The sequence below is a fragment of the Rossellomorea sp. FS2 genome, from assembly GCF_047915635.1.
GTDB lineage: Bacteria > Bacillota > Bacilli > Bacillales > Bacillaceae_B > Rossellomorea > Rossellomorea marisflavi_A.
Window position 1 is genome coordinate 318,846 of record NZ_JBLRVS010000005.1, and the last position, 14,486, is coordinate 333,331.

Annotated in this window: 15 protein-coding genes and 1 riboswitch; of the genes, 11 read left to right on the top strand and 4 right to left on the bottom strand. The window is 51.0% G+C overall.

Annotated features, from left to right (window positions below; genetic code table 11):
• Window positions 1-135: 135 nt before the first annotated feature.
• From ACNA6I_RS17975 to wrbA, 3 genes are read left to right on the top strand one after another with little or no spacing between them, the layout of a single operon-like run.
• Window positions 136-1,074 (top strand): ring-cleaving dioxygenase, encoded by a 939-nt coding sequence (locus ACNA6I_RS17975; RefSeq protein ID WP_048014560.1) that lies wholly within the window; start codon window positions 136-138, stop codon window positions 1,072-1,074.
• Between the two features lie 16 nt (window positions 1,075-1,090).
• Complete coding sequence (locus tag ACNA6I_RS17980) at window positions 1,091-1,684, top strand: flavin reductase family protein (protein WP_159130385.1); 594 nt, start codon at window positions 1,091-1,093, stop codon at window positions 1,682-1,684.
• Between the two features lie 33 nt (window positions 1,685-1,717).
• Entirely contained in the window at window positions 1,718-2,380 is a 663-nt protein-coding gene (gene wrbA, locus ACNA6I_RS17985) for an NAD(P)H:quinone oxidoreductase (protein ID WP_416313917.1), read from the top strand.
• Window positions 2,381-2,420: 40 nt separating this feature from the next.
• Here wrbA and ACNA6I_RS17990 read toward each other — a convergent pair whose 3' ends face one another.
• The gene (locus ACNA6I_RS17990) at window positions 2,421-2,786 is read right to left on the bottom strand and encodes a DUF2294 domain-containing protein (RefSeq protein ID WP_048007155.1); all 366 of its coding nucleotides are present in this window, start codon (window positions 2,784-2,786) and stop codon (window positions 2,421-2,423) included.
• A 232-nt stretch (window positions 2,787-3,018) separates the two neighbouring features.
• A riboswitch (cyclic di-AMP (ydaO/yuaA leader) is annotated at window positions 3,019-3,155 on the top strand.
• A gap of 389 nt (window positions 3,156-3,544) precedes the next feature.
• On the opposite strand from ACNA6I_RS17990, the gene kdpF reads away from it, so the two are divergent.
• From kdpF to ACNA6I_RS18025, 7 genes are all read left to right on the top strand, one after another.
• Window positions 3,545-3,613, top strand: a complete 69-nt coding sequence (gene kdpF / locus ACNA6I_RS17995) for a K(+)-transporting ATPase subunit F (RefSeq protein WP_367259033.1) — start codon at window positions 3,545-3,547, stop codon at window positions 3,611-3,613.
• A 49-nt stretch (window positions 3,614-3,662) separates the two neighbouring features.
• Window positions 3,663-5,297 (top strand): potassium-transporting ATPase subunit KdpA, encoded by a 1,635-nt coding sequence (gene kdpA, locus ACNA6I_RS18000; RefSeq protein WP_416313918.1) that lies wholly within the window; start codon window positions 3,663-3,665, stop codon window positions 5,295-5,297.
• A gap of 16 nt (window positions 5,298-5,313) precedes the next feature.
• Window positions 5,314-7,398: a potassium-transporting ATPase subunit KdpB gene (kdpB, locus tag ACNA6I_RS18005; protein WP_416313919.1), complete on the top strand. Its 2,085-nt coding sequence runs from the start codon at window positions 5,314-5,316 to the stop codon at window positions 7,396-7,398.
• A gap of 24 nt (window positions 7,399-7,422) precedes the next feature.
• Complete coding sequence (kdpC, locus tag ACNA6I_RS18010) at window positions 7,423-7,992, top strand: potassium-transporting ATPase subunit KdpC (RefSeq protein WP_063190455.1); 570 nt, start codon at window positions 7,423-7,425, stop codon at window positions 7,990-7,992.
• A gap of 22 nt (window positions 7,993-8,014) precedes the next feature.
• On the top strand, window positions 8,015-9,133 hold the full coding sequence (gene kdpDN, locus ACNA6I_RS18015) for a KdpD-like non-kinase potassium sensor (RefSeq protein WP_416313920.1): 1,119 nt from the start codon (window positions 8,015-8,017) through the stop codon (window positions 9,131-9,133).
• Between the two features lie 86 nt (window positions 9,134-9,219).
• Window positions 9,220-9,411 carry a hypothetical protein gene (locus ACNA6I_RS18020; protein ID WP_197470312.1) on the top strand — a complete coding sequence of 64 codons (192 nt, stop codon included), beginning with the start codon at window positions 9,220-9,222 and terminating at the stop codon, window positions 9,409-9,411.
• Window positions 9,412-9,652: 241 nt separating this feature from the next.
• Entirely contained in the window at window positions 9,653-10,300 is a 648-nt protein-coding gene (locus tag ACNA6I_RS18025; RefSeq protein ID WP_152915683.1) for a prolyl hydroxylase family protein, read from the top strand.
• Between the two features lie 44 nt (window positions 10,301-10,344).
• Here ACNA6I_RS18025 and ACNA6I_RS18030 read toward each other — a convergent pair whose 3' ends face one another.
• The 3 genes from ACNA6I_RS18030 to ACNA6I_RS18040 all read right to left on the bottom strand — a co-directional run bounded on the left by ACNA6I_RS18030 (window position 10,345) and on the right by ACNA6I_RS18040 (window position 13,030).
• A complete protein-coding gene (locus ACNA6I_RS18030) occupies window positions 10,345-10,857 on the bottom strand; it encodes a GNAT family N-acetyltransferase (RefSeq protein WP_063190452.1) in 513 nt (170 codons plus the stop codon).
• Between the two features lie 65 nt (window positions 10,858-10,922).
• Window positions 10,923-11,300, bottom strand: a complete 378-nt coding sequence (locus tag ACNA6I_RS18035) for a DUF3221 domain-containing protein (protein WP_063190451.1) — start codon at window positions 11,298-11,300, stop codon at window positions 10,923-10,925.
• Window positions 11,301-11,383: 83 nt separating this feature from the next.
• Entirely contained in the window at window positions 11,384-13,030 is a 1,647-nt protein-coding gene (locus tag ACNA6I_RS18040; RefSeq protein ID WP_416313921.1) for an ABC transporter substrate-binding protein, read from the bottom strand.
• A 98-nt stretch (window positions 13,031-13,128) separates the two neighbouring features.
• Here ACNA6I_RS18040 and ACNA6I_RS18045 point away from each other — a divergent pair, with 98 nt between their 5' ends.
• Complete coding sequence (locus ACNA6I_RS18045) at window positions 13,129-14,376, top strand: MDR family MFS transporter (protein ID WP_048014564.1); 1,248 nt, start codon at window positions 13,129-13,131, stop codon at window positions 14,374-14,376.
• Window positions 14,377-14,486: the final 110 nt, after the last annotated feature.

Below are 14,486 nucleotides of genomic sequence, written 5' to 3' on the forward strand. Positions count from 1 at the left end.
CAGCCGATGCGGCTCACCGCCCGCCCCGCGGAAAGCGGCACCCCGCAGCGAACACGAACGGACGAATCTATCCACCATGAACTTCACAACAAAAAAATTCATATAAACCATTCCGAACCAAAGGAGAGATCCACCATGCAAAAACGAACAGCTGGAATCCACCACATCACCGCCATCGTCGGCCATCCACAGGAAAACATCGACTTCTACGCAGGCGTCCTGGGCCTTCGCCTCGTCAAACAAACCGTCAACTTCGACGACCCGGGCACCTATCATCTTTACTTCGGAGATGAAGGCGGAAGTCCAGGAACCATCATCACCTTCTTCCCATGGGCAGGAGCACGCCAAGGAGTGATCGGCGATGGGCAAGTGGGTGTCACCACCTATGCCGTACCAGCAGGAAGCCTGGCATTTTGGAAAGAGCGCCTGGAGACGTTCAACATTGAGGCAAAAGAATCACAGCGTTTCGGCGAAACGTATCTGACGTTCGATGATCCACACGGCCTTCATCTGGAAATCGTGGAGCGAGAAGGCGGGGAGAACAACGGCTGGTCGTTCGGAGGGGTATCTTCCGACGTCGCCATCAAAGGGTTCGGTGGAGCCATCCTTCTATCTGCACGCCCTGAAAAAACGGCTGAATTGCTGGAGCAGGTGATGGGTCTTGAGAAGGTAGGCGAGGAAGGAGACTATATCCGCTTCCGATCTACGGCTGACATCGGAAACCTCATCGATGTGAAGAAAACCTCCGTCGGCCGGGGACGCTCTGGAGTGGGGACGGTCCACCATATCGCATGGCGGGCGGAAGATGACCAAGACCAGCTCCAATGGCAGCGCCTTGTCGGCGAAAGCGGCTATGGCGTCACTGAAGTGAAGGACCGAAACTACTTCAACGCGATCTACTTCCGTGAGCATGGAGAAATCCTCTTTGAGATCGCGACGGACCCACCAGGGTTTGCGCATGATGAAACGGTGGAAACAATGGGAGAGAAGCTCATGCTGCCGGAGCAGTATGAGGGACATCGGGATAGGATCGAGCAGGCCCTGATCCCGATCGAAGTGAAAGAGCTAGACTAATCGGGGAGTGATTTCATTGATTTCCATTGATCCATCGCAGCTATCGGCCAAGGATAACTACAAGTTCCTCATCGGAAGCATCATCCCGAGGCCGATTGCATTCGTGACATCCCAGTCGCCGTCGGGAACGGTGAACGGAGCACCATTTTCCTTCTTCAATGTCGTTTCGGCGGACCCGCCGATGGTTTCCATTGCCGTCCAACGCAAAGCGGGTGAACAGAAGGATACATCAAGGAATATCGCACAAACAAAGGAATTTGTCGTCCACATCGTGGATGAAGGCAACGTAAGCAAGATCAATGAAACGGCCGCCAGCTTGAAGCCGGATGAGAGTGAAGTGGAGCTTGCCGGATTAACCCCGATCCAGAGTGAGGTGGTGGGGGTACCGGGTGTAGAGGAAGCGAAAGTACGGATGGAATGCGTGCTGGAGCAGATCGTCACTGCCGGGGGAGCCGATCTTGTCATCGGTCGGATCGTGAAGTTCCATATCCGTGAGGACCTGTATGAAAACGGCCGTATCGATAAGGAGAAGCTCCAGGCCGTCAGCCGTCTGGCGGGGAATGACTATGCCAAGGTCGGTGAGACCTTCACGATCAAACGGCCGGACTGAAGGAAGCACATCTAGAGTCAGAGGAGAATGAACATGGGATTTTTCAGTAAACTATTCGGAACACAACAAAAGGAGGAAACAACGATGGAAAACGTAAAAGTAGCAGTAATTTATTATAGTTCAACAGGTACCAACTACAAGATGGCCCAATGGGCAGAAGAAGGGGCGAAGGAAGCCGGCGCAGAAGTGAAAGTACTGAAGGTGCCTGAAACAGCGCCACAAGGTGCCATTGAATCCAATCCAGCTTGGAAAGCACATGTGAAGGCAACGAAAGATGTTCCGGAAGTGACGCTTGCCGATCTTGAATGGGCCGACGCCATCATCTTCAGCATCCCGACCCGCTTCGGAAACGTGCCTGGACAGGTGAAACAGTTCATCGATACAACAGGCGGACTTTGGTTCAACGGCAAGCTTGCCAACAAAGTGGTCAGTGCTATGACGTCAGCCCAGAATCCACACGGAGGCCAGGAGCAAACCATTCTGTCTCTATACACGACGATGCACCACTGGGGAGCGATCGTGGCATCACCTGGATACACAGATCCTGTTCTCTTTACAACAGGAGGAAACCCATACGGAACGAGTGTGACCGTCGACCAGGAAGGCAATATGGTCGAAAACGTTGAGCCTGCCGTGAAGCATCAGGCAAAACGTACCGTCACCGTCGCTGGCTGGGTCAAGCAAGGTAACCAATAACGCAGAATCAGCCGCAGGGATCGCTCCCTGCGGCTTTTTTTTATTGAGTCAGTTCCTTCTCGAGATTCCGGTCAAGGACGAACACTTCGATCCTTTCACCGGACCTGGTGCTGATATCGCTATGACTTGTAAGGACGTGGCAGTTCGTCAGCTTTTCCACGACGGCTTCGAATTTTTCCCCGTACATCTCCCGGAGGATCTGCCTCATCTGCTTCACGAGCTTCCGTCCATTATCATGTTCCACCAGATGCTTTTCTTCTACGGTGAGGACGCCCTTGAACCGTGCGATCACCATATCTTCGACGATGTAGGTCCTCGTTTCCTGTGGTCCCCTCCCGATCAATTCCCTTTGGAGCTTGATGAAGGCTTCGCTCAGCTCGGCCTCTAATCGTTTTTTCGTTGCCATAAGATCCTCCTGAATTCCGCGTACGTCTTTTCAACGACAATCGTACGTCCATAAGGTAGGGGATGTCAATCCTATTTTTTTGTATTGAAGTAATAGAAATAATAAGATTGAGTGAGTATTGGGTAGTAAATTGAAGTTATTTATAATATTTTGATTGAATATGACTGTTTTATCGGGTTTTTCCTCGTTTACAACGGAATGAACTCGGAGTAATATCAATTTCATAAACAACAGCATCAACCGGCCTAATCTCGAATGAGAGCGGAGGAACCAATTTTTTGGGGTTAATTCTACTGTGTAGAAGGGATGAGAAAACTCTTTCGCCATCCTACCCGTCAGCTAACTTCGTCGGCTAAAGCGAAGGAGGTCCACAAGACCGCCTTAATCAGGGGGCATCTCTTGTTGCAGACATCTGTGACGTGAGGGGCAGCCTGTGTATGTAGGTCTTTTTATTATGCCTATACGAAAAAGAATACGTGGAAGACAGAATGCAAAGAAGGCATGAAGCCTGCTGGGCATTAAGTAGACCAATGTGTGCTTTTTCTCCAATTCTATGAAGATCATGTTCATGATTTTCACATGGGGAAGAAGTGTGCGTTGGTCTATTTTGTTCGGTCTGGGCCAAAAAGTAAAGGAGGAATCAAGATGGGGGATGTGTGGATGATGGTCATCACGGGCGTACTTACCTTGGCGATGGCAGGACTATTGAAATGGTCCGGGTCCATTGTGGAACAGGGAAAGGATGAAGAGAAATGATGATGTTGGCGATCGCTCTGATCCTGGTGTTCTATCTGTGTTATGTGTTGCTAAATCCAGAGAAATTTTGATATGGGGTGAAGGAAAGTGGTTTCCACGATTGGTTCAGTTGTACTTATCATGTTCATTGTCATTCTATTGGCAAAGCCTGTAGGGCTCTATCTAGCACAGGCATTCAATACGGAGCGGACGCGCCTTGACCGGGTATTCCTCCCGGCAGAGAACATCCTCTTCCGGCTCGGCGGTGTCCGGGCGATCAATCAGACTTGGAAGAGGTATGCAGCTTCCCTGCTTCTGACGAACGTATTCATGATCGCGCTCGTGTACCTGGTTTTCAGACTTCAGGGGGTACTTCCCCTGAATCCGGCAGGGATCAAAGGGATGGATGCGTCCCTTGCTTTCAATACGGCCATCAGCTTCATGACGAATACCAATCTTCAACACTACAGCGGTGAAACCGGTTTGTCGTATCTCGCCCAGATGGCGGGCGTTCTCTTCATGATGTTCGCTGCACCTGCAACCGCGTTGAGCGGGGTGATGGCCTTTATCCGGTTGTTAGCCGGAAAGGGGGCGGGGAATTTCTTCGTTGATTTCATCCGTTCCATCACCAGGGTGCTATTGCCCCTAGCGTTCATCACCGGCTTGATCTTCGTGGCCCTTGGGGTACCACAGACGCTTTCACCATCTGTTACCGTGCAGACCGTGGATGGTGGGAGTCAGGAGATAGCACGGGGTCCCGTAGGCTCATTCTTATCGATCAAGGAGCTCGGGAACAACGGTGGTGGATTCTTTGGAGTCAACTCGGCTCATCCGTTTGAGAATCCGGGGTCGTTCAGCAATATGCTCCAGATCGTTTTGATGTTCCTTCTGCCTACGGCGATTCCCTTCGCGTATGGAAGGATGATCGGGAATGAGAAGCAAGGACGCCTCTTATTCGTCTCGATGATGATGATGTTCGTTGTCATGCTCTCCCTGTCAATGGTGGCGGAATCGCATGGAAACCCGGCATTGAATGCTCTCGGAATCAATGGGGCGAGCATGGAAGGGAAGGAAGTCCGGTTTGGTCCCGGGGAGTCGATCCTGTATGCCATGGTGACGACGGCTTCAGAGACGGGTGCGGTCAATACCATGCATGATACGCTTACGCCTTTGAGCGGGATGCTGACTCTGTCCAATATGCTCCTCAATGCCGTATTCGGTGGTGTGGGTGCCGGGTTCCTCAATGTCATCATGTATGTCCTGATCGCCGTTTTCCTATCGGGATTGATGATCGGCAGGACTCCGGAGTTTCTTGGTAAGAAGATCGAAGCCCGCGAGATGAAGCTCATAGCCGTCACCATGCTGATCCAACCGCTCCTCATACTTGGTGCATCGGCCATCGCCCTTTATGTCCATGCAGGGACGGATGCCATCTCCAATCAAGGGTTCCACGGACTGACGCAAGTCATGTATGAATTCACGTCGTCTGCAGCCAACAATGGATCAGGGTTTGAAGGCCTGGGGGATGCCACGCCATTTTGGAACATTTCCACGGGGATCGTCATGTTCATCGGGCGGTACTTCGGAGTCATTACCATGCTCGCTGTCGCTGCATCCCTGGCCAAGAAGCGGCTTGTTCCGGAAAGCATCGGAACCTTCCGTACAGATTCTCCCCTATTCGGCACCATCTTCGTGGGGACGATCATGATCGTGGGAGCGCTGACGTTCTTCCCGGTCCTCGTGCTGGGACCTGTTGCAGAATATTTAACACTATAAGCTGGAGGGATAAGAAATGGGAAACCATTTGTTGAAGGATCAGGAGGAGGACATCATCTCACCGGTAAGAGAGGTGCCGTCGCCTTCTGTTGATAAGAATAGCAAGGACTCATCGTTACTATGGAACGCACTGAAAGAATCAATCATGAAGCTGGACCCTAGAAGGATGGTCAAGAATCCCATCATGTTCGTAGTGGAATTTGGGTTCTTCATTTCCTTCATCCAGGTGTTTTTACCACAAAGCCCAGGAGGGACGGGAACATGGTTCTCTCTCTCGGTCGCACTCATCCTGCTTTTTACGGTTTTGTTCGCCAACTTTGCCGAGGCGTTGGCCGAAGGGAGGGGGAAGGCCCAGGCCGGGGCATTGAAGAAGTCCAAGCAGGAGATGATCGCTAACGTCAGGATGAAGGACGGATCGATCCGCCACATGCCTTCTGACAAACTGAAAGTCGACGATATTGTCATTGTATCCCAAGGGGAATGGATACCTGGGGACGGAGAAGTGATCAAAGGCATCGCATCGGTGGATGAATCCGCCATTACCGGGGAGTCAGCTCCCGTGATGAAGGAAGCAGGCGGGGACTTCAACTCCGTAACGGGAGGAACGAGGGTCGTCAGTGATAGCATCACCATCCGGATTACGAGCAACCCGGGAGAATCCTTCCTGGACCGGATGATTTCCCTTGTAGAAGGGGCCGAGCGTCAAAAGACACCAAATGAAATTGCCTTGAATACCGTCCTGACCAGTTTGACATTGATCTTCCTGTTCGTGGTGATGACCCTCCCGTTCTTCACGAACTACCTTGGGTTCCAGATAGATACCGCAGTCCTCATTGCCCTGCTCGTATGCCTGATCCCGACGACGATCGGCGGGCTGTTATCGGCCATCGGAATCGCCGGGATGGACCGGGTCACACAGTTCAATGTGCTGGCCATGTCCGGAAAGGCGGTGGAAGCAGCCGGGGATATCAACACCATCATCCTTGATAAAACAGGGACGATCACATTCGGGAACCGGATGGCAAGTGATATCATTCCGACTGGGGAAGGGGAAGAAGAGCTTCCTTACTGGGCAGGAATGAGTTCCCTGAAAGATGAGACGCCAGAGGGACGGTCGGTGCTGGAGCTCTTGAAGGGAAGAGGAGTCGTCCTTCCCGAGGTCACAGGTGGTACATTCATCGACTTCAAGGCTGAGACGAGGATGAGCGGGTTGGATCTTCCTGACGGCCGTAGGGTAAGAAAAGGAGCCGTCGATGCGGTGAAGGCCTGGGTGAAATCCCAAGGTGGATCCATCCCAGCCGATTTGGAGGCGAAATCGACAGCCATAGCCGGGGAAGGGGGGACTCCCCTTGCCGTTGCCATGGATGATCGGATTTACGGACTGATCTATTTGAAAGATACGGTGAAGCCCGGTATGAAGGAGCGATTCGATCAGCTGAGGAAGATGGGGATCAAGACTGTGATGTGTACGGGTGATAACCCGCTGACGGCGGCAACGATCGCCAGGGAAGCGGGAGTGGATGAGTTCATTGCCGAGTGTAAACCGGAAGATAAGATCGAGGTGATCCGGTTTGAACAGTCACAGGGCAAGTTGGTCGCCATGACCGGGGACGGGACGAATGATGCGCCTGCCCTCGCCCAGGCCGATGTCGGACTCGCCATGAACAGCGGGACCACAGCGGCGAAAGAAGCGGCCAATATGGTGGATCTGGACTCTGACCCGACGAAGATCATCGAGGTGGTATCCATCGGCAAACAGCTGCTCATGACAAGGGGAGCCTTGACGACCTTCAGCATCGCCAATGATGTGGCCAAATATTTTGCCATCATCCCGGCCATGTTCATGACGGCCATCCCGGAGATGGAAGCACTGAATATCATGAAGCTATCGTCTCCCGTCACAGCCATCCTGTCAGCCCTGATCTTCAATGCCATCATTATTCCCCTTCTCGTGCCCTTGGCCATGAAAGGGGTGGCGTATAAGCCGGTGCGCTCGGATATCCTTTTAAGACGGAATCTGCTGATCTATGGAATCGGTGGGATGCTGGCCCCATTTGCCGGAATAAAAGTAATCGACTTGATGATGTCCCTCGTAATCTAATCTATTCGGAAGAAGGCGTGAAAAATGGTAGAACAACGATTGGCTGGCCCGATCATACGGGTCAGCATCATGACGATGATCCTTGGGGGGCTTCTCTATCCCCTTGCTACGACGGGGATTTCCCAACTCTTGATGCCTGAAAGGGCGAATGGAAGCCTGATTTATGAAAACGGCCACCCGGTGGGCTCTGCGCTCATCGGCCAAAACGTTCAAGATCCCGCATTGTTTCACGGCCGGGTATCGGCTATTGAATATGATGCAGCCGCATCGGGCTCCAACAACTATGCTCCTTCCAATCCGGAACTGATCAAGCGGGTAGAGGGGACCCTGCAAGAATGGAAAAAGGAAAATCCAGGCGTGCCGCTCAATCAGGTCCCGATGGATCTTATGACCGATTCCGGATCGGGCCTTGACCCCCATATCAGTCCGGAAGCTGCCCTGGCCCAGGTTGATCGCATCGCGGAAGCTACATCCATATCCAAAAGCAGGCTTAAAGAGCTGATAGATGATCACACAGAAGGAAAAGAGTGGGGGTTCCTGGGAGAGAGGAGGGTGAACGTGCTCTTGTTGAACCTGGCATTGAAAAAGGAATGACCATCCTGATGGAGGGAAGCGTATGAATCCATATTTCAGGAAGAAGAGACCGGAGGAATTCCTTGAGGAGATCCACCGCTCCACCCTGGGAAGATTGAAGCTTTATGTGGGAGCCGCACCCGGTGTGGGGAAGACGTTCAAGATGCTCCAGGATGCTGCCCAGTGGAGGCAGGACGGAAGGGATGTAGTCATCGGCCTTATCGAAACCCATGGCCGCAAGGAAACGGCTGACGTCATCGGGGGCCTGGAGCAGGTACCGCTTAAGCAAGTACATTATAAAGGGAAAGTGTTCCACGAACTGGACGTCACCCGGATCAAGGAGCGTAAGCCGGAAATCGTCCTCATCGATGAGTTGGCTCATTCGAACGTCCCGGGTGCGAGGCATGTGAAACGGTATCAGGATGTGGAAGAAATCCTTCAGGCAGGGATCGATGTATGGTCCGCCATGAACATACAGCATCTTGAAAGTGTGAACGACATCGTTCAGAGGATCACAGGCATCACGGTCCGGGAGAGGGTGCCGGACACCTTCATTCAGCAGGCGGCGGAAATCCAGCTTATCGATATCACGCCTGAGACGCTCAGGAAGCGCATGAAGGAAGGCAGGATCTATCCCCTGCAGAAAATCGAACAAAGCCTGTCGCACTTCTTTACTTCTTCTAATCTATCAGCACTGAGAGAACTGTCTCTTCGAGAGCTTGCAGATGATGTGGACGGAAGGATGAAAGGGGGGAGCGCTCCGACCGGCGTCCATGAACGGATCCTGGTCTGCGTTCACTATGGTCCGACAGCAGAAAAACTCATCAGAAGGGGCTGGAGGATGGCGGATCGTTTAAAGGCAGAATTGGTCATCCTCACAGTCGTTGAAGCCAGTACCCTCTCGCCACAACAGAAAAAGAAAATCGAGGAGTGGCATACCCTTGCCAATCAATTCGGAGCCATCATGATCGTGGAAGATGGAGGGAAACGACACGCAGCGACCGTCATTATAGATGTAGCCTTCCGACACAACGTCACCCAGATCCTGCTAGGCCAATCCGCACGGTCGCGTTGGGAGGAAATCCGCAAAGGGTCCATCATCAATCGCATCATGAGGGAGTCCTCCAACATGGATATTCACATCGTGGCAGATGGAAGATAATGTTTCCGAGGCGGTACCATTATGTTACAATGGGATAAATATCCATAATTAAGGGGATGGTTGTGATCGAATCAACTAAGTGGAGAATGGATAAGAAATGGGTATTGGTCCTTTCCATGGGTATCTTCTTTTTCATGGGAAATGCCTTTTTCCACAGTTATACGGTCCATAAGGAAATAGATGCCTTCGCCGATGCTTGTTACAGCAGCGACAAATTACCGAGTATTGAAAAAGAAGGCGGATGGTTTGGCGAGTGGAGTGGTGAGTGTAAAGAATGAGCATGGGTCCCCCATGCTTTTTTAAATCGGAAATGTTACAACTTCATGAGCAATCTCCGGAAACCGACATTATATTTAAAAGAAAACCATAGTCATAATCTTTCGATAGAAGTAAAATAAAGTTAATCTCTACCCTCTTGTACAGAGGGAATCGAGGCCTGCTTTCAACTTGGGATTGAAAGCGCTTTTAAGTAAAGCGGCGTGCCGTCTTTGTGAAATTTGAATAGGGAGAACGATGATCATGCACACAAAGGAAATAGGGGTTAAAGAACAGACGATCTTCCCTCATGTAGGGAATAAGATCGTAACAGAAGACAGGGAGATTTCCATTATTGCCAGAGTAGAAGAGCCGCTTGTCGTCATCCTCGGGAACGTCCTGAGCCATGAAGAATGCGATGAACTCATCAACGTATCGAAGGACCGGATGGACAGGTCCAAGATCGGGAAGGTCCGTGAAGTGGATCAAATCCGCACGAGCAGCAGTACGTTCCTTGAAGAAGGGGAGAATGAAGTGGTCTCACGGGTGTCAAGACGCGTGTCCCAGATCATGAACATCCCTGAAAGCCACGGAGAAGGATTACAGATCCTCAATTATCAAATCGGCCAGGAATACAAGGCCCACTTTGACTTTTTCTCTTCATCAAGACCGGTGAAGAACCCTCGGATCAGTACCCTTGTGATGTATTTGAACGATGTGGAACAAGGGGGAGAAACGTATTTTCCTAAACTGAACCTTTCCGTGTCCCCGCAAAAAGGGATGGCGGTCTACTTCGAGTACTTTTATGATAACCAGGAGCTCAATGACATGACCCTTCACGGTGGGGGCCCCGTCATCATCGGTGACAAATGGGCCGCTACCCAGTGGATGAGAAGGCAGCGGATCGATTGATCGTATAGAAGAATAAAAGGCTGTGCACCCATGGGTGCGCAGCCTTATTCGTGCTCCAGCTTGCCGAATAGAAGTGAATCCCGCCATCCGTCATTCATCTTAAGGTGATCCCTTATTCTGCCCTCACGTGTCATTCCGCATTTCTCCAACACCCTGATGGAGCCGGCATTGGCCGGATCACAGGTGGCTTGAATTCGGTGCAGACCATGTTCGTGGAAGGCGATGTTCAATAGCTTCTTGGCCAGGAGGGTCGCAATCCCTTTCCCCCAGTGCTCGGGGTGGAGGATATAGCCGATTTCCCCAGTAAGGTTGGAGCGGTCACAAATGGTAAGCTCCCCGCATCCGATCAGCTCACCTTCCAGAATGACGGCAAAGGTAAAACGCGTCCGGTCTTTCTTCGCTGCATCCCGCAGAACCTCATCCACATACTGCCGGGTCTCTTCCTCGCTGTTCGGTCCCCAAGGCTGATACCGGCTGACGATTTCCAAGGAAGCGTACCGGTGCACCGCCTGCCAGTCCGTTTGGCGCAGTTCCCTCAGTTGAATAGAAACCATCATGGAACCCTTCCTTATTAATAATTTTGTCTAATCCAAACAGTACTGTAATGGGTAAAAGAGTGTTCTCAAGAGCCAGGAACGACCTCAATTTCCTCGGCTACGGTCGCTTTCGGATCAGATCCTAGCATCTCCTGATAGCGGATCTTCACATGTGAGCCAGAAGGCAGATCTTTTAGCATCACAGGCTCTTTAATCGTGATATACCATAGATCATACTTTTTCTTGAGTTCCTTTAATGGAAGGTCCAAATCGTTTTCATCAAATGATTCATCCACGATGAGGGCTTTTTTCTCTTTCGGGTTTTCATAGAACAATACCCCTTCGGCTTCCTGGAGCTGCTGTTCTATGATCGGTTCCGCCGGTTCTTCCCCTTCTTTGAAGATGCCGCAGCCTCCGGTGAAGAGGAGGGAGGCAAGGGGGAGGGTGATAAGTAGTGCTCTCACGTTTCATCGCTCCTATTTAGATAGTGTATGTCCAATCTATCACGTTTTCCTGGGGGTGGAAAATGCTATGTTTCTGGAAACAATCAAGCCTCTGCACCGGGGCGTACCCACATCTTGGAGAAGTCCACATACCCGAAATGCCGGATGTGGATATTCATAAGATCCGTCGAAAAAGGGATCGCCCGCTTCACATGATAGAGTGGGATCATGAGGGAATCTTCCATGAGCTTCCTCTCATTCTCTTCATGAAGGGCCCTCCATTCCGTGAAAGGGGTTTGGCGGTATAAGTCCAATCTCTCCTTCCATTCTTCAAGAGGCTTTAGAACAGGATGGAGTGGGGAGTATCCATTGATAAGAAAATGATAGAAAGAAAGATCCTCATTTTCTTCGAAGATCTCACCGTGGATAAAAAGATCCGACTCCAATGCCCGTGGATGATTGGTCACCACCTCGTCAAAAGTGAACCAGCGCACCTCATAGGGTACTCCTTCCTCATCGAATACCTGCTGAAGCCAGCGGGTGGAGTCTGTTGTATAGCCTGTTGCCCTGATGATCAGAGGAGATTTGAAATCAGGACGTGGAACTTGTGGTAGATCAGGATTCACTTCGTGTCCTTTCAGACAGCCGCCTCGAATCGGCGTAATCCTGGGATGGAAATCCACGATCCGGTCACGATGCCTCGCCAATATGTGATGAAGGTAGGTCCTGACATCCTTGTGGTGGATGGGGGAATCCCTGTAAGCGTTCATGACAACGATGCCAAAGCCGGAATCACTCTCGACTTCAATGGATGCAGGATCCTCCGTTTGAGACTGGTAGTGGACAGGGAAGTCCGGCTCCACCTTGACGAATTCCACAGAGTCGAGGAGCGGCCGTTCCCTGAAATGATCCCTGAAAGCAAGAAGAACGGTCTTATCCAACGTATCTTCACCGAGATAAAAACATCCAGTCCCGACAGGTCCCTCTGCGGTCTCCTTATAGATGCTTGCGCACATCATGCTCAGCATCTGCAACACATAGGAGCATCCTGCGGGATGGTGGATCTCGATGATGAGAGGTCCGGGAATCGTGATATCTTCCACAGGAATCCATAATTCCCGGTAGATGGGATGCTTGCCCATTTTTTCGAGGCAGCGCTGGACATCCTCTGCTTTCATAGTCGATCCATCATGGAATCGTACGTCCTTCCTCAGATAAAGACGAAGTCTATCCGGAAGCTCATCCCAACTGTGTGCGAGCTCCGGCAGGCATTCTCCCATTTCTGTAATGGATACGAGACGGTTATAGAGATTGGCGACGAGATGCGCACTTTGGGCATCGGCGGCCTCCAGGGGATGGAAGGAACGGAACAGATGCCTCCTTGGGATGATAAGCTTGTCGCGCCCTTCCCGGCTATACCCGAATCTTGCCGCGAATAGATCCATGAGGCGGTGCCTTGTATCCGGTGACCAGTCGTACGCGAAGTATGCCGATAAGCTTTCCATCGGTTCATGCTCCATTCGATTCATGGCTTCCTTTTCAAAGCTCTCTTCCACATTCACTTTCCACTCGATTTGTGAAAGATGTCCACGTCCTTTACCCGGAGAAAACGTCAGGAAACCGTCTTCTTCCCATTTTTTCATCTTCCTCGTCGTTTGCTTGCGGCTAAGTTCGAGAATATCTGCTACTTTTTCTACGCGGACTTCCCCCGTGGGGCAGGCCCTCCATAGCTTCAATAAGAGCTGATTCATCGGTTTCCTCCTTAAAAGGGGACATGTGGGTAGAAAACTGTCCGTTTTTAACTTTCTCTGTCTTGTTTACTATACAAGAAAGAAGAGGAGGGGACAATATGGGTTGGAAGGAATATCCACAGAATATTAAGGTACGGATGATTGCCTCGTTTTTCAATCGTGCCGTTTCATCGGCCGTCATGCCGTTCATGGCTCTATTTTTCGCTACAGAAATGAGTAAAGTATGGGCAGGGATGTTTCTCATCTCCACCGTCATCATCGGCTTCATCGTCAATCTGATCGGTGGATACGTGTCTGACCGCTTCCCGCGTAAACGTGTGCTCCTCGTGACATCGTGGCTGAATGCAGCCTGCTTCCTGCTTATGACCGTCAGCCTCTTCCCTGAAGAGAAGTGGATCATCGTATTCGCAGGAGCCTACATCTTATTCATCATCACGAGCAGTCTCGGAAGGCCCGCCATGCATGCCATCATCATCGATTCAACGACTCCTGAAAACCGGAAGGCGGTCTATGCACTCGACTACTGGCTCATCAACCTATCCATGGCAATCGGCGCCGCCCTTGGAGGCCTGCTATACCTTCATCATAAGCAGGAACTGTTCATCATGCTGACCGTCACTTCAACCATCATCCCCATCGCTTATGGCATCTGGCTGAAGGACGAGTTCAAAGGGTTCTTGGAAAAAAAGCACAAGAATGTCCTGGTCGACCTCATCAACAATTATCGGATTGCGTTCAAAGATTCTGCGTTCGTAAAAGTGGTCGCAGGCACCACCTTCATCTTGGCTGCAGAGTTTTCACTGAACAGCTATATCGGCATCCGTCTTGCTGAAGAGTTCAGGAGCGTCACGGTCGGCGGGTTCGAAATTGCAGGGGTGAGGATGCTCAGTTTCCTGAATATCGAGAACATGCTCCTTGTTGTCTGCTTGACTTTCTTCATCAACCGTTGGACGGATAAGGTTTCGAAGCAGAAGGGTATTCTGATCGGTCTTCTGATTTACGGATTGGGTTATGCAGTGGTCACATCTGCAAACACATGGTATGTCCTGATCCTGTTCAATCTGATTGCGACAATCGGAGAGCTGATTTATTCACCGATCCGGAATGCCGAGCAGGCGAATATGATTCCTGAAGATAAGCGTGGCTCTTACTCCGCTTTCTCGAACCTGTCATTCAGCGGAGCCGACCTTATCGCCCGCTCCACCATCATACTCGGTGCTTTCCTGATCCCGACCATGATGTCGGTCTACATGGGTGCGCTTGTCATGATCGGTATGGCCTTGGTTTATACGGGACTCTTCGGTATTAAAACCAAAAAGCAAGTGAGTGGTTCGGTGTTGAGTTAAATGGGATAGATTGGTATAATTTTTCTAAATAATCTTTCTATTGGGGTGTTAGTGACATACAGAGATGTTTCGTTCCGCTGCGGGAGGCCGCTTTCCGGCGGGGAGGGAGT